Origin of the sequence: Streptomyces sp. NPDC058653, assembly GCF_042716895.1 — a bacterium.
Taxonomy (GTDB): domain Bacteria; phylum Actinomycetota; class Actinomycetes; order Streptomycetales; family Streptomycetaceae; genus Streptomyces.
Genome location: NZ_JBHXRM010000060.1, coordinates 12,460 through 30,917, shown reverse-complemented (window position 1 = coordinate 30,917; position 18,458 = coordinate 12,460). Strand labels below are relative to the sequence as shown.

The window sequence follows — 18,458 nt, the reverse complement described above, 5'->3', positions numbered from 1 at the left end:
GACTCAGACCTTGACGATGCGGACCCGCTCGCCGCAGAGCATGGCCAGGTCTTCAGGATCGGAGGTGACAACGACGGCCGGCTTCGGAGCATGGAGCGCGGTGGCGGCGACCACGACATCGATCGCGTACTGGTGCCCAGGAAGGCCCGCGTCGATGAGCAAGGCCATCGCCGTACGACCGATCTCCTCAGTGACCGGTTCGACGTTGAGCCGAGAGACCACCCAGTTGAAGCGAGCGGAGTTCACCGCGCGTGATGCGCCTCAATGAGGGTGAGGACGCTGGTCACGACCCTCATGTCCTCCCTCTCGGCGCCACGCACCAAGGCCATGACCTTACGGTCGTCGGCCACCACCTTGGAAAACCCCTCGCTGTCCAGCACGAGCGTTCCCGACCGACTCATCGAGCCGAGTTCCCCACTCCGCCATCAGCGTCTCTGCGCAGAAGGGCACGGGCGGCCTCGATCTCGGCATCGCTGAGGACCCCGTGCTCCGCCTCGTGCGCTGCGATCAGCTCGGCGAGATTGTCACGCTCGATCTGACGCTGCACGGCGGCGTCCACGTACACGGAGAACCCCCGCTTGCCCACGCGCGCGCGGACGGCGGCGATGTTCCCCGAGTGCAGGCTACGGAGACTTTGGCGGTGGGGCCTTCACCGACCCCGTAGTTGACCTCGTCACTCATGACAACCGTTCTAATACACAAACTAGGAGACCATTCACTTCGCACTCAGATGACTGATCGACTCCCGCTGCTCCCGTCCCCGACGCAACGCCTGCTCCTGCCGGAACGCCGCCTCAGCCCTCCACTGCCCTGCGGAGCAGATCTGGACCTTGACTTCCGCACGTGCAACTTCGATCTGCGGGGAGCCGACATCCACTCGATCGCGATGACTTCGCACATCCCGCAGTGGAAACGGGTGGCGCGGCGGCGATGATCCATGACATCCAGCGCGAGTACCAGCAGCCGGGCCGATTGACCCTGACACCGGAGTCTGGTGGCTGAGACGCGAAGCACGCATGGAAGCGTAATTGATCATCAGATCGCATCATTCGCCACCGGACTAAAAACGCCAGATTCGGGAAGTATCGCTGTGTTGTCAATTCACTTGCACACCCGACCTCAACATCAGCCCGAGAGGGTGCCGCATGAACGGAGATTCACGTAAGGCAATTTACGGCGCATATGCCGACAGATACAAGGAGAGCCTTGACCATGTTCGGCACGTCTACCTCAAGATCGCCCTCGCCACAGACATGAGCGAGCATGAGGCCAACGAACAAGTTACGGGGCTGCTCGACTCGTGGCGGGAACCTACTGAGGTTTTAGAGACTGCGGAATCTGCAGTAAACACAGAGGGACCCGAAGCAGTAGCCAGAAGTGCCCGCTCAGCGTCGCGCGCCCTCACACACTTCGGCACGGTCGTCCTGGAATCGATTACGACAAATAAGGGAATGAGAGAAATTCACGTAGAAGCCGCCAAGGAAGCTTACGGGCCGACTTATAGAGCATATCTAGAATTCCTCTACGCGGCCGCAGAATCCTTGGGAGAGGATGATTTTCTACGACTCAGATCATGACGAATACCTGCCATGTCGCTAAGGGCTGTCCCGTAAAAAATTTCGGAGCGACCTCGGGCACGGTGGGCTGCTGTTACGGCCCGGCGAAGGCGAGGTTGTGCATCCGGGCGATGCCGAGCATGGCGTGGTGGACGCCATCGCCTTTGAGACGGCAGTCGCGGAGGATCTTCCAGGTCTTCATGCGGGCGAAGACGTGCTCGACGCGGGCGCGGACCTGCTTGTGGGACTTGTTGTGGACCTGCTCCCAGTCGGACAGCTCTTCCCCTTTGCGCCGTCGGTGGGGCATCACGAGCCCGGTGCCCGGATAGCCGCCGTCGGCGATCGTCATGGTCTTCCCGACGGCGGCGGCCTTCGCGCCGGACTCCTCCCACGCCTTGCAGCCGTTGCGATTCCCGAGCAGGGGCCGGCCGACCACCACAACCAGGCGGGTGTCGGCCTCGATGACAACCTGGTGGTTGGTTGAGTACCGGCAGTTCTTGGACTGCTGGGCGACGATGTGATCGCGGGTTCGCGGGTGGGCACCAGGGAGCCGTCCACGATCAACACGGCGTCCTTCGCGAACCGCTTGCGGGGCTGGAGAGCCAGCATCGGCCCGAGGTGATCGATGATCCGGTCCGCCGCCGACTTGAAAACCCCGAACAACGGGGCCAGTTGGCGCATGGTCAGGTTTGTTCGCCATTAGATCGCGACCAGCAGTGCCCGGTCTTCCAGCGCCAGACTCCACGGTCGGCCCCCGCGAACCGCTCCCGCACCCTTGCGCCGCAGAACCGTCACCAGCTTCCCGAACTGCCGCGGGCTCAGCCCGGTGAATGAGGCTGTCCATGTCGGCTCCGACGCAGTGATCACACCAGCCACCGCAAAATCGTTCCATGACGTCCGGCACAACGTCGAGAATGCTCATATGACTGAAGAACTGGTGAGGTTCCTTGAGGCGCGGCTGGATGAGGAGGCCAACCTGGCCCGGCGCTGCGACGGTGACGGATGCGGGGAGTGGTCTGCCCACGGACACACGGTCGACTTCTGTCAGGTTGACCTCTCCGGCTTCCACCCCACGATCGCTCTGCATGTGGCTCTGCACAACCCGGCCCGCATCCTGCGCGAAGTCAAGGCCAAGCGGCGCATCCTGGCCCGTCACGCCCGCGATCCCTGGCCGTGCCACGACTTGCGTGACCTTGCTTCGCCCTACACCGACCATCCCGACTTCCCCGCCCGGGCCTGAAACAGCGCAGCTGACAAGCAGAGCACCCGACAAGCCTGAACCGAACCTCGCTCACTGAAGATCATTTACGGGACAGCTCTTAGCCACGCCGACGCCTTCCCCATCCTTGAGGAACTCCTGGCAAAATACGCTCACAAGCCAGAGCCAGATTCTGCTGTATCTCTTTGAGTTTCAATTCCCCCTCAAGAAACATTTCCTTATCCTGGCGCGAGGCGATGAGTGGGACAGATTCTTTATCCACAACGCTCTCCATCCAGTCCCTAAGGGTAAAATTCGCGTGAAGTGACGCGGTTTCGAGGAACCTCGCTCGTCGAAGCGAGTCATCCTCTCGATAATCTTTTTCGTAGTATTGCGAAATTCCCTGAACTAATGATGTCATAGCATGCACGGCTTCCCTGGAGAGCACTCCGTAAGCTATCGAGTGGGCGTCACCGCCCGCTTCTTCGTGCGATTCTTTCCTTACGACTATTTCAGGCAAATCTCTTGCTTTGGTGCGCGCATTATCTAGGGACACCAATAACAGTGAGGCCTTCGACGCGTGATTGACGTTCAGATGCTGCAGGCCATCAGATGCGATCTCGTAGATCGTGTCCAATGTTCCCGATAGCCCGAGTGCGAAGACGTGGTCACCTCTCTTGGGCGCATACTTACCAACTCGCTTATCGCGCGGGTTGACCGCGCCCTCAATTACGTAGAACTGCCCCTCAGAGGACACTTTGATTCTAAGGGTCAAAGCTGTCATCCCGTAACGCCTCTTGATGGAATGGAGTTGACCCTTACTATCCTTTTCTGTTACATCTCCCTTCGCTAGTTCCTCAGCAGCGTCCAGGCCAGCCTTAAGATCCTGCAGCTTCCGAGATTCTGTTCTTTCTTTCAGCCCCTTTCTACCGCTCGACTTGGGGGGACGTTTTTTGCTGGACTTGCCCCAAAGAGCCTTACCTTTTTTGGCAATGAAGTCGACTATTTTGTCGATCGCGCGGTTGACCGGGCGCGCGACCGATTGGAAGACCGACTTGACCTTGTTCGCCAGGCCGCCGATGCCGAGAAGGGCTGCGAGGAAGCCGATCAGGAGGGGGACGCTGGCCGCGAGGGCGGACTCGACCAGTTTGGGGACGCCCGCCTGGCCGCCGTTCGCGATTTGGATCACCGCGTCCAGGACCGCGTTGACGAACTCGACGATCTGGGCGCCCTGCGTCACGATGAAGGTGACGATGTCGATGATTCCCTTGACCGCCCTCACGAAGGCGGACGCGGGGTTGAGGAGGGACAGGATCCAGGTGATCCCCGCGATGATCACCGTTGGGATCAGATACGTCGTCAGCTTGGAGAGGATCGTGGCCTTCAGGTCGCCCGTCTCCGCCTGGATCTCCTTCACCGCGCCCGCCGGGCCCTCACGGGCCAGGTTTCCGGCCACCGGGACCGAGGATTCGACCGCCGACATCGCCTCCTCCGGGACCCCCTTGCGGGTCACGCGGGCGCGGATGTTTTCCCAGGTCAGGCCCAGCAGGGAGCCGATGATCTGGATGATGCCCTTGAGGTCGAATCTCGCCGGGAGTTCGAGGCCCGCCTTGACCGCCGTGCCCAGCAGCCAGGACACGACGCCCGTCTTGAGGTGGTCGCCGATGTTCGTGACGAAGAGGTTCAGGCCCGCGCCGACCGCCGTGACCAGGTTCCGCAGGAAACCGATCGGGTCCTTGATGATCTTCATGATCGCGGAGGCGGCCTTCGCGAGGATCCCCAGGAGCAGGCTCTTCAGCTCGTTGATCGTCTTGATCGCCCCGACGATCGCGTCCTTCGCCTTGTCGATCAGGCCCCTGTTCGCTTCCTGGAGCTTCTTGATCTCCTCGTCGATCTTGTTCAGCGCCGCCGTGTACTTCGTGGCCAGATCCTGGACCAGCTGTTCCGACTTCTCGTCGACCGTCGCTTCCAGGTCCTCGAATTTGCCCTCGAAGTCCTTCGCGGCCTCCTCACCGAACGCCTTGAGGTCCGCCGGGAGTTTGTCGACCTCCGCCCTCAACTCCGCGCGGCCCTTCGCGATCCGCGCCTTCGCCCGGCCGAGTTCCGTGCCGATGATGTCCGCCACCGAGGAGATGACGGTCTGCATCTTCGAGACGTAGAGTTTGCGGGCCTCCTGGTAAAGCTCGTTCGCCTCCTCGGGCATCCCCGCGAACTTGTCCTTCACCCACCGGGCCTTGCCGGTCCAGCCCGAGTAGCGCTTGTCCTTGTACTTCTTCATCCGGCTCTTGTGGTCCGCCGTGAACGCGTCCCGCGCCGCCTTCTCGCCCGCCGTGAACGCCGTGTCGACCTTCTTGTCCAGCCCCGACAGCGTCTCCTCGACGTCCTTCTTCGTCCCGTCGTAGACCTTCTGAAGCTTCGCCGTGACCTCGGCGCGCTTCTTCTCGTCCTTCGTCTTGGTGTCGCCCTTCCCGCCGTCCACCTGCTTCCCGGCCGCACTCCGGGTCGCGGTCAGGGCCGTCATCGCCTGTGCTCCGGACGCCGCCACGCCTTCCTTCGCCGCGGACAGCTGCTGGTCCTCGGCCGCCCTCCCCTTCGCCGGCGCCTTCGCGGCATCGGTCTCGGCGGTCTTCTTCGCGGACAGCGCCTCGTTGAACTGCGGCTCGTTGCCCTTCGCCAGCTGCTCCTCGGTGACTTCGGCGTCGGCCATCGCCTGATCGTTCTGCGCCGGGCCCTCCGAGAAGTCCGTCACCTCCGGCGGCTGCTTCGCCGGGATCGCGTCCGCCGCGGACGGGGCGCCCGGGTTGGCCGGAGGCCGGTCCGGAGTGAGGGGGGTGACCTCTTTCTCCTTGGCCGCCGACGTGTCCGGCGGGGCCTTGGTCGCGGTGTCGATGTCCTTCGCCGACGACTCCTTGCCGTCGGTGACCTTGCCGTCGACCTCCGCCTTGACCTGGTCCGCCTTGCCCGACTTGGAGAACTTGTCGGCCTCGTCGAGGTTCTTCGGCGCCTGCGCGTCGATCGCCTTGTTCACCGCGTCGACGAACGCCTTCTTGTCGAACTCGCCGGGCTTCGCCTCGTTCATCTTCTCGGCGTTCGCGGCCTTGCCCTGGGCCTCCTTGTCGTCCGGCGGCGCCACCGCCGCGTCCTGCGACGCCTTCGCCTCACCGGCCGCAGGCGGGTGCGCGGCGACACGCGCCTTCTTCGCCGCCACATCCGCCTTGACCTTGCGGAAGCCCGCCGCCTGCGCCGGGGACGGCTTCACCGGAGCCGTATACCGCTGTGCGACGAGACGCGAGACCGCGCGATTCCCCACCGCGCTCTGCAACCGCTGGAGATGGCGACGGTCCGGACGCGGCGACGTCGGCGCCGTCGTCGTACGGGAGACGGCGGGCGAGCCGGGCCGGGTGGGGCTGTCGCCCTTCTCCGGGACCGCCTTCATCCGTTCGCCCCTCCCCTCGGGCCACCGGGCGCGTTCTCGGACGTGACTTGTCAGGGTGTGCGGCCCCCGCCCCCGGCGCGCAGGATGCGCGGACCGCAGCGGGGGCACATCCCGCCGGCACGGCAGGTGCGGTCGCGTTGCCTCTTCGGGCAGTCGTCCGTGCACGGCAGGGCGGCCGAGTATCCGTTCCGGGTGATCGGCGCAGTGGCGAGAATGGCCGGCGTTCCACGGTCGAGGAGCGCGTCGAAGAGAGGCACATATGCCGTCGTACCTGTCCCCCGGCGTCTACGTCGAAGAGGTCGAGTCCGGGTCCCGGCCGATCGAAGGGGTGGGCACCTCGATAGCCGCCTTCGTCGGATTCGCCCAGCGGGGACCGTTCGACGAACCGACGCTGATCACGAACTGGACCCAGTACGTGACCACCTTCGGCGACTTCGTCGACGGTACGTACCTCGCTTCGTCCGTCTACGGCTTCTTCTCCAACGGCGGCGGCGTCTGCTACGTCGTACGGATCGGCGACGGCACCACCCTGAGCGGCGACGGCGAGACCGGTGAACTCGCCGCCGGGGCCGAGGTACAGGTCGGGCCCTACGCTGTGAAGCCCCGGCCGGGTGTGACCGGTGAGATCACCGTCGAGGTGACGGCTGCGGAGGGTGACGATCCGCCGTCCGACACCTTCCAGCTCATCGTGCGGCGCGACGGACAGGTCGCGGAGACGTACCCCTCCGTGACGACCAAGCGCAGCAAGGAGAACGTCGCCACCCGGGTCAACGCCAAGTCGGAGCTGATCGAGATACGCGACCCGGGGCGCGGTGCCGCCCCCGCCCGGCCCGAGCCGCAGACGGTGGCCCTCGCACCCGCCGCGCCCGCGGCTCCCGCCGCCGGCAGTGCCGGTGCGCTCGCACCCGAGGTGTACGTCGGCGACGCCGACCGCCGGACAGGTCTGGGCGGTCTGGAGGCGGTCGACGAGATCACGATGATCGCCGTCCCGGACCTGATGAGCGCCTACCAACGCGGGCTGCTGGACCTGGAGTCGGTGATCGCCGTCCAGCAAGGGCTCATCTCGCACTGCGAGTTGATGGGTGACCGCGTCGCCATCCTGGACCCGCCGCCGGGGCTTTCGCCGCAGCAGGCACGGAGTTGGCGTACGGAGCGGGCGAACTTCGACTCGAAGTACGCCACGCTCTACTACCCGTGGATCAGCGTCGCCGACCCGGCGTCCGGCCGCGCCACACTCGTACCGCCGAGCGGGCACATCGCCGGGGTCTGGGCGCGCAACGACGACACGCGCGGGGTGCACAAGGCCCCGGCGAACGAGGTCGTACGGGGCGCGGTCACGCTCCAGACCCAGCTCACCAAGGGCGAGCACGATCTGCTCAATCCGATCGGGCTGAACTGCATCCGTTCCTTCCCCGGACGCGGCATCCGGGTGTGGGGCGCGCGGACGCTCGCTTCGGATCCGGCCTGGCGATATCTGAATGTGCGGCGGCTCTTCAACTACCTGGAGGAGTCGATCCTCGCCGGCACGCAGTGGGTCGTCTTCGAGCCGAACGACGACGCGCTGTGGGCCCGTGTCCGGCGCACCGTCTCGGCGTTCCTGGTGAACGAATGGCGAAAGGGGTCGCTGTTCGGGCTCACGCCGGAAGAGGCGTTCTACGTGAAGTGCGACCGGGAGACGAACCCGCCCGAGAGCATCGACGCCGGTCAGGTCGTCTGCGAGATCGGGGTCGCGCCGGTCAAGCCGGCCGAGTTCGTGGTGTTCCGGCTCGCCCAGCTGACCGGCGGCAGCGGCGGGATCGACGAATGACCCGCCCGGTCCAGCCCGGGTCCGCACCCGTCCGCCCGGGTCCGCCCGGTAGGCCCCGCCCGCCCGGTCCGATTCTGAGCACGGTGTAAGGAGTCTGTTGTGCCACTTCCCGATCTCGACAGTTCCGTCGGGCATTCCTTCGGTCTCGAATTCGACAGCGTCATCATCAAGCAGATCACCGAGGTCAGTGGTCTGAAGATGGAGCAGGACGTCATCGAGCTGAAGCAGAACACCGCCGACGGCAAGTACGCCATCAAGAAGCTGCCGGGCCGGCCCAAGGCCGGTGAGGTCACCGTGACCCGGGGGCTCACGGAGGACAACAGCTTCGAACGCTGGATCAGGGACTCGCGGTTCGGCCGTATGACCGACGCCCGCCGCAACGGAGCGGTCATCGTCTACGACTACGAGGGCATCCCGATCAAGCGCTACACGCTGATCAACGCCTGGCCGAAGTCGCTGGAGATCGGGACGCTCAAGGCCGGTGACACCTCGGTCCTGACGGAGAAGCTGGCGATCACGTACGAGAGCATGGAACTCGGCTGATGCGGCGCACCGTTCAGTTCCAGGCTCCGGAGCGGGGGGCCGAACAGCAGGGGCCGGGACGCGGGCAGGCGCGTCAACCCGACCCGCTGCGGACCGAGTTCGGCTTCGAGCTACCGCGCGGGTACGTGGACGAGTCGGGCACCGTGCACCGTAACGGTGTGATGCGGCTGGCGACCGCGCGGGACGAGCTGGTGCCGTTGCGGGACGACCGGGTGCGCGAGAACTCCGCGTATCTGTCGGTGGTCCTCATCTCCCGGGTAGTGACCAGGATCGGCACCATCGAGGACATCCACCCGGGCGTCGTCGAGGACCTGTTCGCCTCCGACCTGGCGTTCCTCCAGGACTTCTACCGCCGGATCAATGCCGAAGGCCACACCCGCGCCGCTGTCAACTGCCCTTCCTGCCAAGAGGAGTTCACGGTGGATCTCGCCGGTGGCCGCCTGGGGGAATCGTGACGTACGCGACCGACCTGCTGTACGAGGAAGTCGCGTACCTCGCCTATCACTTCCACTGGCCGCTGGACGACCTGCTGGACCTGGAACATCCGGAACGTCTGAAGTTCGTCGCACAGGTCGCCCGCCTCAACGGCGGGTGAGGGGGAGGACGGGATCCAATGGGGCTGATGTCCTGGCTGCGCGGCGCTCGTTCGGTGGGCGACGGTGACACCGCGCCTGAGGTTCAAGTCCCGGCCGACCGGAGCGACCGGGTCGATGTGCAACGGCTCGCACCGATGCCGCGGACCTTTCCCGGGCAGGATCTTGTCATCAACCCTGCTGGTTTCCAGGGTGAGTTGACCACTCGGCGACCGACCGCGCTCAGTACGCCGCTCGGGCATCTGGTCAGCCCCGACGCGCCTACCGGAGTGCTGCACGGGCTCACCAGTCCCGTTCCGGTGAGCCCAGCGCCGCCGGTTCAGCGGTCGGTCGACATGCCGTCGCGCGGTACCCCGGGCCGGAAGGGCACGCTCGCAGGGACGGCCGGGCCCCTCGTCGCGGCCCCCGCCGCCGTACCCGCCGCCGTGGCCGTGCCGGTGGTGGCTGTTCCCGTACAGCGCGCGTTGTCGTCCGCCATGACCACGGCCGATACGCCGACCATCGTCGACCTGCCGGTACGTCAACTCCTGGGCGAGCAGCCCCTCTCGCCCAGACCCACGCCCACACCCACGCCCACTCCCCCGACGGAGACCGTGGAGCCGCCACCGGCGCCGCCGACCCGCCGCACACCCGGACTCGGGGCGCCGCTGGCCGGGTTGCCGCCGACGGCTCAGCGGCAGGCCGCAGCGTCCGTGCCGGGGAGCGGTACGCCGGAGGCCTCGCCGAGCCCGGTCGTACGGCCGCCCGCAGAGCCCGAAGCGTCTCCCGAGGTGGAGAGCGTACCGACGCCGGTCGCCCCGTTGCTCGGCGACGATCCGCTACTGGATGCGGTGTCCGAGCCGGGGAAACAGAACGAAGGCGAAGGCGCGGCGTCGCCGCTCGATGTGCCTGTCCAGCGGTCCGTCGTCGGCGCCGGGCCGCCGCCGGCGCCCTCTCTTCCGACGCCCCCTCCGCCGCCTCCGTCTCCGCGTACCGTCGCGTCACCCACCGTTTCGCTGCTCGGCGACCGGCCGTTGACCCCCCGTACGGCCGTCCAGCGCGACGCGAGGAGTGAGGGGGAAGCTCCACGGACGGTCGCTCCGCCCGCACCCGGGCTTGCCCGTCCCCCGGTGCCCGTGCGGTGGACCACGTCCGCTCCGAGCTCGTCACCGCCGCCGTCGGCGTCGCAGTCGGCGTCGGCATCGGCGTCCGTACCCGAGTCCGTACGCGTGCAACGGTCGGCCGTCGCCCGGGGCCCCGTTCCCCCGGTGCCCGGGTCCCTGAGCCGTACCGACCGGGTCGCCGGGATTCCCACAGCGGGCGCCTTCGCCGTGGCCGCCGGGGTGGCTCAGCGGATGCCCGACGGGAGCGTCGTCTTCGGCTCCCCGTCGGCCCCTGCGTCGGCCGGCACCTCGCCGCCCGTCGTCCAGCGCGACGCCGAACTCAGCGAGGAGCCACCGCCTGCGGACAGCGGAACGGACAGTGGACCCGAGCCCATCCCGGAGCCGGGCACCGGGCCCAGCCCCGATCCCGGCCCCAACGACGCCGCACCCGGTGCCGCCCCGCCCCGTACCGGCTCCGGCGCGCCCGTCGTCACCGACGAACTCGTCCGGGCCCTGTACGCGCCGATCAGCCGGCTCCTCAAGGCCGACCTCCGGCTGGACCGCGAACGCGCCGGTTTTCTGATCAACACCCGCCACTGAAGCACCCGCCACCGAAAGGTACGTGTCATGGCCACCGCCCCGGACAGCGATCCCGCCGTCAGCGTCTGCTTCGTCGTGACGATCGACGACATCGAACTCGGATCGTTCAACACCTGTGACGGCCTGGGCTGCGAAGTGGTGCTCGAAACCCGTGAGGAGGGCGGCAACAACGGGCATGTGTGGCAGCTGCCGACGCGTCTGAAGTACTCCAACGTGAAGCTGTCCCGGCCTCTCACCCGGGAGACCGAGAAGGTCGCGCGCTGGTTCGCCACCATGACGACGGGGTTCAGCCGTAAGACGGCGCACATCGAGGCGCGCACCGGTGACGGGCGGAAGGTGGCCCAATGGGGGCTGCTGGAGGTCGTGCCCGTCCGGTGGACGGGGCCCTCGTTCACACCCGAGTCGCCGAAGGTCGCGATGGAGACGATCGAGATCGCCCATCACGGCTATGTGATGGAGGGCTGAGCGTCATGAGCGGGGCCGGACCCATCGCCTTCAGCGCCGCCGGTACGTCCGGGGTCGCCTCGGCCGCGAAGGGCGGATCGGCCCGGCCCAAGCTGGAGCACGCCTATCTGGAGCTGCGGACGCCGCCCACCGGTGGCGGTCTCACACCGGGCGGCCCGTGCGGCCGGATCGACTTCCAGTTCAACCCGAAGGAGTTGAGCCTCACCAAGGCCGCGTCGTGGAAGCGGACTCCGGCCAAGGGCGCGAAGAGTTCGGGCCCGCCGGAGTACCAGGGCTCGCAGCCCAGCAAGCTCACCGTCGAGATGTTCTTCGACGCCAGCGACACGCAGGACACCCGCGTGGTGACCTCGGTGGAGCAGTTGTTCGCGTGCTGCGTGCCGACGAACGAGACGCGGCAGCAGCAGCGGGCCTCGCCGCCCTGGGTGGTCTTCCACTGGGGAGGGCTCACGGGATTTCCCGGCTACGTCAGCCAAGTGGCCGCCAAATACACCCTGTTCACCACCTCCGGGGTGCCGATCCGGGCGGTCTGCCAAGTCACGATGGAGGAGATCAGCGGGGAGACGCCGGGGCAGAACCCGACCTCCGGAGCGCTGGCCGCCCGTCGTGTGCACCGTGTCGACGCCGGGGACTCGCTGCCGTCGCTGGCCCACCGGGAGTACGGCGACGCGGGCGCCTGGCGTGTGATCGCCGAGGCGAACGGCATCGACGACCCGATGCGCCTCGCTCCGGGCACCCAGCTCCTGCTCCCGGCCCTGGACGAGCTGAAGCGGCTCCAGAACGGTGCGGACCACGATCGGGCCGGATACGACGGCGCCGTCTCACCGGCGCCCGGCACCGGGAGGCGGGGCTGATGTCCCAACAGGGCGTCGCCAGCGCGCTGGTGGTGGAGTTCGGCGGCACACCGCTGCCGGCGAACTTCGCGAACACACTGGTCGAGGGGTACGTGGACGACAGCCGTACGCTGCCGGACCTGTTCCTGCTGCGCTTCCGCGACCCCGACCGGGTGCTGCTGGAGCGGACGGGTCTGAAGATCGGCGGCGAGGCCCGGCTGCTTGCCCGCGCGGGCGGGGACTCGGCGCCGAAGCCGCTGCTCGACGGTGTGGTCACGGCTCTGGAGGTGGAGCTGGACGAGACGGGCACGTTCACCGTCGTACGAGGGCTGGACGAGTCGCACCGGCTGTTCCGTGGGAGGCGGGTGGCCAGCTACCAGAACATGACGCTCGCCGACATCTGCGGCCAGGTCGCGCAGCGCGCGGGCCTGAAACCGGGGACGGTGGACATCGCCGGGCCCGTGATCGAACACATCGCCCAACCCAACGTGACCGACTGGGAGTTCGTGCGCGGTCTCGCCGAGGAGGCCGGGGCCCAGGCGTACGTTCGCGAAGGACAGCTGCACATCACCCGGCCCGCGGAGGCGAGTTCGGCGCCGGACGGCTCCGCGCGCGCCGACCGCAATCCCCTCGTTCTGGAGCTGGGCGGCAATCTGCTGCGCTGCCGGGCCGGGGTGTCAGCCGCGGAGCAGGTGTCCGAGGTGGAGGTGCGCGGCTGGGACGTCCAGGCCAAGGAGCCGCTGGTGGGCAAGGCCCCGGCCGGGACGTCCTCGACGCTGGAGCTGGGGGTGTCCGCGGCGGAGGTGTCCGCCCCGTTCGGTGAGGCGCGGTTCGTCGTGACCGACGCGGCGTACGGGACGCAGGCGCAGGTGGACCAGGCGGCCAAGGCCCTGGCGGAACGGATCGCAGGGTCGTTCGCGGAGCTGGAGGCGGTGATCCGCGGGAATCCGGCGGTCCGGGCGGGCAGCGCGGTGGCGTTGAACGCGGTGGGCGCGCCGTTCGAGGGCCGGTACACCGTGACGTCGTCGCGCCATGTCTTCGACGCCGTACGCGGGTACGAGACGTGGATCACGGTCTCCGGGCAGCAGGAGCGCTCGCTGTTCGGCCTGACCGGCGGCGCTCCGGGATCGGGTGGCGCGGGTGGGGGCGGGCGGTGTGCGGGGCTGGTCAGCGGAACGGTGACGGACACGCAGGATCCGGAGGGGTCGGGCCGGGTGAAGGTCCGCTTCCCCTGGCTGTCGGACGAGTACGCGAGCGACTGGGCGCGCACGGCGCAGTCGGGCGGGACGAGCGGGGGCGAGGCGTTCATCCCGGAGGTCGGGGACGAGGTGCTGGTCGGCTTCGAGCACGGTCATCTGGACCGGCCGTACGTACTGGCGGGGCTGTACAACGGGAAGGACCGGCCGGGCGGCGGTGCGGGCGCGGGTGCCGCGGGTGCCGGTGGCGCGGGCGGCGCTCCCGGCGCGCCAGGTACTCCCGGCGCGCCGGGCGGCGGCAGCGCGGCCGGCGGGAGCGGCACGGCCGGCGGGGGCGAGCTGGTCGACCCGACCAGCGGCGCCGTGAACCGGCGCGCCTTCGCGTCCCGGAGCGGCAATCAACTGGAGCTGCTGGACGCGGCGAACGGCCCCCAGGGCGTACGGCTCCGCACCGGCGACGGCAAGCTGACGATCGACCTCGACCGCACCAGGACCGCCATCGTCGTCAACAGCGACGGCAGCGTGACGATCGAGGCCAAGGAGCGGGTCTCCATCAAGGCGCCCGGCGGCGTCGCGCTGGACGCCGGCCGCGGAGCACTCGAACTCGCCGGGGACAGCGTCACGTTGACCTCCCGCAGCGGTGTCGCGGTCGACGGCGGGAACGGCAAGGTCGCACTCTCCAGCGGGGGTTCGGTGGAGCTGCGCGGCGGCCAGGTCACGGTCGACGGCACGCGGCGCACGGACATCAGAGGCGGCAGCTCGGTGTCGGTCAACGCCCCGATCATCAAGCTCAACTGACGAAGCGTCACGGACGACGGACAGGAGTGGACCGCATGTCGGCAGCAGCAGCCGCGGCCGCCCGGGTCGGCGACCCCACCGGGCACCCCGGCACGGTCGGACCGCCCGGCGTGCCGTCCGTGCTGATCGGCGGGAAGCCCGCCGCGACGGTCGGCACCGTACACAACTGCGCGTCGCCCGCCGCCCACCCGCCGTCGGCGATCGCGCCGCCGGGCAGTTCGAGCGTACTGATCGGCGGCAGCCCGGCCGCCCGGGTCGGCGATCTGGCGGGCTGCGGCTCACCGGTGGTGTCGGGCTGCGCGACCGTACTGATCGGGGGGTGAGCGGCCGGATGGGACAGCAGTTCATCGGTGCGGGCTGGGCGTTCCCGCCACGTACGGACGCCACCGGCTCCATCGCCCTGGTGCGTGGCCGGCATGCGCTGGAGGAGTCGATCAGGCTGATCCTGGCGACGTCCCCGGGCGAGCGGCCGATGCGGCCGGAGTTCGGCTGCGCCATCAACGACTACGTGTTCGCACCCGCCGACGCGGGCACGGCCGGCCAACTCGCGTACGAGGTGCGGCTGGCGCTGGAGCGCTGGGAGCCCCGGATCGACGTGACCGAGGTCGTCGTCCGGTTCGACGAGGCCGACAACGGGGTGCTCTACATCGACATCGGCTACACCGTGCGGGGCGCGAACGACCCGCGCAACCTCGTCTTCCCGTTCTATGTGATCCCGCAGCACGCCGAGGAATCGGCCGACGACGAGGAGGTGGGCGCGTGACGCTGCCCGGTCCGCATCTGGACGACCGCACCTTCCAGGGCCTGGTGGACGAGGCGAAACGCCGGGTGCAGCAACGTTGCCCGGAGTGGACCGACCACAATGTCTCGGACCCCGGGGTGACGCTCATCGAGGCGTTCGCGAGCATGGTCGACCAGCTCGTCTACCGGGTGAACCGGGTGCCGGAGAAGAACTACCTGGCCTTCCTCGATCTGATCGGCGTACGGCTCCACCCGCCCACTGCCGCGCACACCGACGTGACGTTCCGGCTGAGCGCGCCGCGCCCGGACCCCGTGGTGGTGCGCGCGGGGACGGAGATCGCCACGGTCCGTACGGAGACGGAGGAGGCGGTCGTCTTCACGACCTCCGAGCCGCTGTCGATCGTGCCGTGCGCCTTCGCCCATCTCGCCACCCGGCCGTCTTCGGGGGAGGCCCTCGACCGGACCGAGGAGCTGACGCTCGGGCGGGACGTGCCCTGCTTCGGGGCCACGCCCACCGTCGGGGACTGCCTGTACGTGGGCCTGTCCGCCGCCGTACCGGCGGGCGTTCTCGTACTGCGGCTGGACTGCACGGTGGAGGGCGTCGGTGTCGACCCGCGCCGGCCGCCGGTGCTCTGGGAGGCGTGGGACGGCACCGCCTGGACCGTCTGCGAGATCGAGAAGGACGACACCGGCGGCTTCAACCGGTCGGGCGAGCTGATCCTGCATCTGCCGAGGACCCACTCCCCGGCAGCGGTTGTACGGCGTACCGGGGGCTGGCTGCGGTGCCGTCTGATCGACGCGGAGCCGGGCCAGCCGACGTACATGGCGCCGCCCGTGGTCCGCGGGGTGACCGCGTTCACGATCGGCGCGACCGTCCCGGCCGAGCACGCTGAGACAGTCACCGACGAGGTGCTGGGACAGGCGGAGGGGGTGCCCGGCCAGGCCTTCGGGCTGGCCCGGCCACCGGTCGTACCCGGTGAGTTCGTGGTGGAGGTGACCGGTCCCGGGCCGGGGACGGACGCCGAGCGGTGGACGCGCGTCGACGACTTCGCGCACTCCGGTCCCGAGGACCGGCACGTCACCCTCGACGCGAACTCCGGGCGGGTCGAGTTCGGTCCCGCCGTACGCGAACGGGACGGCGGAATCCGCTACTACGGCCGGGTCCCGGCCAAGGGCGCCACCGTCCGCGTGCGGTCGTACCGCACCGGCGGCGGGCTGCGCGGCAACGTCGCCCGCTCCACGCTGCGGGTCCTGCGCGGCGCGATCCCGTACGTGGCCAGGGTCGAGAACCGCCGGCCCGCGCTCGGCGGGGTCGACGGCGAGAGCGTCGCGAGCGCGCGGGTGCGCGGACCGATGACGCTGCGGACCCTGCACCGGGCCGTCGTGCCGCACGACTACGAACTCCTCGCGCGCGAGATCGCGCCGGACGCGGCGCGCGTGCACTGCATCCGGGCCGGGGCGGACGACGGGTCCGACGCGGGCGGGGTACGGCTGCTCGTCGTGCCCGCCGGACGCGGCGACGCGCGGGGCCGGATCGAGTTCGACGAACTCGTCCCGCCCGCACAGACGCTCGGTCTGATCCACGACCACCTCGACGCCCGGCGGCCGATCGGCACCCGGCTGGTGGTCGGGCCGCCGTTCTACCAGGGTGTCACCGTCGTCGCGTCGGTCCAGACCGAGCGCGGGGCGGTCGCCGAGAAGGTACGGGAGACGGCCCTGGCCGCCCTGTACGGGTACTTCAACCCGCTCACCGGCGGGCCGGGCGGCCAGGGCTGGCCGTTCGGGCGGCCGGTCCAGTCGGGCGAGGCGTTCGCCGTGCTCCAACGGGTGCCCGGGGTGGACCTGGTGGAGGACGTACGGCTCTACCGCGCCGACCCGCTCACCGGAGAACGCACCGACGCGACCACGAAGATCCCGCTGGACCGGCACGCGCTCGTCTTCAGCTACGAACACCAGCTCCGGGTGAGAGGAGCCTGACCCGATGCGTGCCGACGTTCCCGGCCTGCCCACACCGCACCCCCTGATCGAGCAACTGCCCGCCGTCTACCTGGAACAGGACTTCCTGCGGCGCTTCCTCGCGGCGCTGGACGAGGTGCTCGCCCCGGTCCTGCTGACGATCGACAACGTGCCCGCGTATCTCGACCACCGCAGCGCCCCCGACGACTTCCTGGAGTGGCTGGCGGGATGGGTGGCGGTTCAGCCCCACGAGGACAGCCCCGACGGCCAACGGCGTGCGGAGATACGCGGGGCGGTGGCCGGACACGCGCGCCGCGGGACGGTCGGCGGGCTCGCGGAGGCACTCCGGCTGGAGACCGGCGGCACCGAGCCGGAGATCGTCGAGAGCGGCGGCGCCATCTGGTCGACAACTCCGAACACCCCACTGCCGGGTGACGCCGTCCCCTGGGTGACGATCCGGCTCAGGGCGGCCGGGGGTCAGCGGCTCGACCGGGTGCGCCTGGAGGAACTGATCGTCACGGAGATCCCCGCGCATGTGGGGTTCACGCTCGAACTGCTGCCGACGGGTGCCGGAGGTGGTGCGGAGTGATCTGCGAGACGTGCGGCCACCGGAACGCGCCGGGGCGGGAGTTCTGTGCCTCCTGCGAGGCGTTCCTGGCGTGGGAGCCGGACGGGGGAACGTCGCCGACACCACCGGAGCCCGCGGCCCCGGACCCGCCCGCGCCGGCCCCGCCCACTCCCGTACCGCCGGACTCCTCTCCCCCGCAGCCTCCCCCGCCCACCACGACCGCGGCCGCGCCGCGACGCCCCGGTGAGAACGCGGACCGGACCGCCCCGGGCCCCGACGAGTGGCCCGGCTCGGGCACGCCGACGCCCGCCACCGGGCCGACCGCACCGCCCGCCACCGCCGGGACGCCGATCGTCTGCCCCCACTGCCGCACGGAGAACACCCCGGACCGCACTCTCTGCGTCCGCTGCGCCCTCCTCCTGGACCCGGGCCCGCCGCCCGCGATCCGCCCGCCGTGGTGGCGCCGGATCTTCACCCGCGGCCCACGGCGATCCCCCGTCGCGGGCACCCGGCCGCGGCGGGGGTGGCGGAGACCCCGGGTCGGGCTGCCGGTCGTGCTGATCCTGCTGGCGGTCGGGATCTGGTTCGCGCTCCCGCACATGTCCGGACTGTTCGGCCTCGCGAAGGAGGAGACGGGGAAGCCCGAATCGGTGCCGCCGACGGAGTGCCGGGCGTCCAGTGCGCAGCCGGGCCATCCGGCCGCTGCCGCGGTCGACGGGTTCAACAACCGCTACTGGGCGCCGAAGGAGACCGGGGACGCCGTCGGTGCGTTCCTGGAGTGCGACTTCGCGGAGCCGGTGCGGGTGATGAAGCTGCTGGTGTTCTCGGGCACCTCGGCGCGCAAGGACGAGTTCCTCACCCAGGCCCGCCCCGCCCGGATCACCGTGCGACTGACCTCACAGCAGGGCGAGTTGACGACCCGTTCCATTCGTCTACGCGACCAGGCGGGCGAGCAGACCTTCGACCTGCGGGGCTCCGACACCGTACGGGCGAGACTCACGGTCGACTCGGCGTACGGCACGGGGAAGGACCGCCGGATCGCCCTGGCGGAGACGGAGTTCTTCGGCCGCCGCCCGTAGCGGGGCGTTG

The 18,458-nt window shown here is 69.1% G+C and carries 18 protein-coding genes and 2 pseudogenes; 15 read left to right on the top strand and 5 right to left on the bottom strand.

Annotated features, from left to right (window positions below):
• Window positions 1-3: 3 nt before the first annotated feature.
• Together ACFWU9_RS33485 and ACFWU9_RS33480 are read right to left on the bottom strand one after the other, a co-directional pair.
• A pseudogene (locus ACFWU9_RS33485) lies at window positions 4-401 on the bottom strand (type II toxin-antitoxin system VapC family toxin).
• On the bottom strand, window positions 398-586 hold the full coding sequence (locus tag ACFWU9_RS33480; protein ID WP_384324843.1) for a hypothetical protein: 189 nt from the start codon (window positions 584-586) through the stop codon (window positions 398-400). The pseudogene ACFWU9_RS33485 and the gene ACFWU9_RS33480 overlap by 4 nt, the downstream one beginning before the upstream one ends.
• Window positions 587-1,145: 559 nt before the next feature.
• On the opposite strand from ACFWU9_RS33480, the gene ACFWU9_RS33475 reads away from it, so the two are divergent.
• Window positions 1,146-1,577: a hypothetical protein gene (locus ACFWU9_RS33475; RefSeq protein ID WP_384324842.1), complete on the top strand. Its 432-nt coding sequence runs from the start codon at window positions 1,146-1,148 to the stop codon at window positions 1,575-1,577.
• Window positions 1,578-1,650: 73 nt separating this feature from the next.
• Here the strand turns inward: ACFWU9_RS33475 and ACFWU9_RS33470 are convergent.
• Window positions 1,651-2,432, bottom strand: a pseudogene (locus tag ACFWU9_RS33470) (transposase).
• Between the two features lie 46 nt (window positions 2,433-2,478).
• On the opposite strand from ACFWU9_RS33470, the gene ACFWU9_RS33465 reads away from it, so the two are divergent.
• Entirely contained in the window at window positions 2,479-2,796 is a 318-nt protein-coding gene (locus ACFWU9_RS33465; RefSeq protein ID WP_384324841.1) for a DUF6221 family protein, read from the top strand.
• A gap of 79 nt (window positions 2,797-2,875) precedes the next feature.
• Here ACFWU9_RS33465 and ACFWU9_RS33460 read toward each other — a convergent pair whose 3' ends face one another.
• Window positions 2,876-6,190, bottom strand: a complete 3,315-nt coding sequence (locus tag ACFWU9_RS33460) for a hypothetical protein (protein WP_384324840.1) — start codon at window positions 6,188-6,190, stop codon at window positions 2,876-2,878.
• Window positions 6,191-6,449: 259 nt separating this feature from the next.
• Here ACFWU9_RS33460 and ACFWU9_RS33455 point away from each other — a divergent pair, with 259 nt between their 5' ends.
• The 4 genes from ACFWU9_RS33455 (at window position 6,450) to ACFWU9_RS33440 (ending at window position 9,135) form a co-directional block, all read left to right on the top strand.
• Window positions 6,450-7,997 (top strand): phage tail sheath family protein, encoded by a 1,548-nt coding sequence (locus tag ACFWU9_RS33455; protein WP_384324839.1) that lies wholly within the window; start codon window positions 6,450-6,452, stop codon window positions 7,995-7,997.
• 99 nt (window positions 7,998-8,096) lie between these two features.
• Window positions 8,097-8,540, top strand: a complete 444-nt coding sequence (locus tag ACFWU9_RS33450) for a phage tail protein (RefSeq protein ID WP_189108417.1) — start codon at window positions 8,097-8,099, stop codon at window positions 8,538-8,540.
• On the top strand, window positions 8,540-8,995 hold the full coding sequence (locus ACFWU9_RS33445; protein WP_384324838.1) for a hypothetical protein: 456 nt from the start codon (window positions 8,540-8,542) through the stop codon (window positions 8,993-8,995). The genes ACFWU9_RS33450 and ACFWU9_RS33445 overlap by 1 nt, the downstream gene beginning before the upstream one ends.
• Window positions 8,992-9,135: a DUF6760 family protein gene (locus ACFWU9_RS33440; RefSeq protein ID WP_384324837.1), complete on the top strand. Its 144-nt coding sequence runs from the start codon at window positions 8,992-8,994 to the stop codon at window positions 9,133-9,135. The genes ACFWU9_RS33445 and ACFWU9_RS33440 overlap by 4 nt, the downstream gene beginning before the upstream one ends.
• A gap of 317 nt (window positions 9,136-9,452) precedes the next feature.
• On the opposite strand, the gene ACFWU9_RS33435 is transcribed toward ACFWU9_RS33440, so the two are convergent.
• Window positions 9,453-9,635 carry a hypothetical protein gene (locus ACFWU9_RS33435; protein WP_384324836.1) on the bottom strand — a complete coding sequence of 61 codons (183 nt, stop codon included), beginning with the start codon at window positions 9,633-9,635 and terminating at the stop codon, window positions 9,453-9,455.
• Between the two features lie 745 nt (window positions 9,636-10,380).
• Here ACFWU9_RS33435 and ACFWU9_RS33430 point away from each other — a divergent pair.
• Genes ACFWU9_RS33430 through ACFWU9_RS33390 form a run of 9 tightly spaced genes read left to right on the top strand, consistent with a single transcriptional unit; the run spans window position 10,381 to window position 18,448 of the window.
• Complete coding sequence (locus ACFWU9_RS33430; RefSeq protein WP_384324835.1) at window positions 10,381-10,815, top strand: hypothetical protein; 435 nt, start codon at window positions 10,381-10,383, stop codon at window positions 10,813-10,815.
• 27 nt (window positions 10,816-10,842) lie between these two features.
• The gene (locus ACFWU9_RS33425; protein WP_329378434.1) at window positions 10,843-11,280 is read left to right on the top strand and encodes a phage tail protein; all 438 of its coding nucleotides are present in this window, start codon (window positions 10,843-10,845) and stop codon (window positions 11,278-11,280) included.
• Between the two features lie 5 nt (window positions 11,281-11,285).
• Window positions 11,286-12,131, top strand: coding sequence for a peptidase M23 (locus ACFWU9_RS33420; protein WP_384324834.1), 846 nt, complete (start codon window positions 11,286-11,288; stop codon window positions 12,129-12,131).
• Window positions 12,131-14,104 carry a VgrG-related protein gene (locus tag ACFWU9_RS33415; protein WP_384324833.1) on the top strand — a complete coding sequence of 658 codons (1,974 nt, stop codon included), beginning with the start codon at window positions 12,131-12,133 and terminating at the stop codon, window positions 14,102-14,104. Before ACFWU9_RS33420 ends, ACFWU9_RS33415 begins: the two co-directional genes overlap by 1 nt.
• Before the next feature lie 35 nt (window positions 14,105-14,139).
• Window positions 14,140-14,427 carry a PAAR domain-containing protein gene (locus ACFWU9_RS33410; RefSeq protein ID WP_364470595.1) on the top strand — a complete coding sequence of 96 codons (288 nt, stop codon included), beginning with the start codon at window positions 14,140-14,142 and terminating at the stop codon, window positions 14,425-14,427.
• Window positions 14,428-14,435: 8 nt separating this feature from the next.
• Window positions 14,436-14,867, top strand: coding sequence for a GPW/gp25 family protein (locus ACFWU9_RS33405; RefSeq protein ID WP_384324832.1), 432 nt, complete (start codon window positions 14,436-14,438; stop codon window positions 14,865-14,867).
• A complete protein-coding gene (locus tag ACFWU9_RS33400) occupies window positions 14,864-16,822 on the top strand; it encodes a putative baseplate assembly protein (RefSeq protein ID WP_384324831.1) in 1,959 nt (652 codons plus the stop codon). Before ACFWU9_RS33405 ends, ACFWU9_RS33400 begins: the two co-directional genes overlap by 4 nt.
• Window positions 16,823-16,826: 4 nt before the next feature.
• Window positions 16,827-17,390, top strand: a complete 564-nt coding sequence (locus ACFWU9_RS33395) for a phage tail protein (protein WP_384324830.1) — start codon at window positions 16,827-16,829, stop codon at window positions 17,388-17,390.
• Window positions 17,387-18,448 (top strand): discoidin domain-containing protein, encoded by a 1,062-nt coding sequence (locus tag ACFWU9_RS33390; protein WP_384324829.1) that lies wholly within the window; start codon window positions 17,387-17,389, stop codon window positions 18,446-18,448. Before ACFWU9_RS33395 ends, ACFWU9_RS33390 begins: the two co-directional genes overlap by 4 nt.
• Window positions 18,449-18,458 lie beyond the last annotated feature (10 nt).